Genomic DNA, 508 nt, shown 5'->3' with positions numbered 1-508 from the left:
ACCTATTCATACTTTAGCCCGTTTAATTAATCCTTTTAACGCTAAAGCCACCTTACAAGCCATATTCCATCCTGCTTACAGAACTTCCCATCAGCATAGTGCACTTCGCTTAGGCTATCAAAATAGCGCAGTTATTAAGGGCGAAGGCGGCGAATTTGAACGAAACCCAGACGCGAAAACGCTGATTTGCGGAATTAAAAATGGTGAACTCTATGAGCATGAGTTGCCAAAGCTTACACCTGAACGTAGCCCAATTGAAGAAGAGTTAGACTTAGCAACCTTTAAAGCTGTCTGGCTTGGTCAACAGCATCACGAATATGGGGAAATGGCCGTAACAGAAACCATGGGTATTGCGTTATATACCATGGGCGTAGTTTCTAATTTCGAGGAAGCGATGCAAAAAGCAAAAGTATTATGGGAAACACGAAATTTAAGCAATCTTAATTCGTAGTTAACAAATGCTATCGTGAAGGTCGACATGGATGTCGACCGTATCACTGCGATACAG

Annotated in this window: 1 protein-coding gene; it reads left to right on the top strand. The window is 42.1% G+C overall.

The window, feature by feature from the left end; translation table 11 throughout:
- On the top strand, positions 1 to 451 hold a 451-nt coding region (locus ABD296_RS50425; RefSeq protein WP_344285903.1), incomplete at its 5' end, for a hypothetical protein.
- Positions 452 to 508 lie beyond the last annotated feature (57 nt).

This window comes from Actinomadura napierensis (genome assembly GCF_039529375.1).
GTDB classification, from domain to species: Bacteria; Actinomycetota; Actinomycetes; order Streptosporangiales; family Streptosporangiaceae; genus Spirillospora; species Spirillospora napierensis.
Note: the sequence above shows the minus strand (reverse complement) of the source record. Positions and strands in the feature narration are given on the sequence as shown.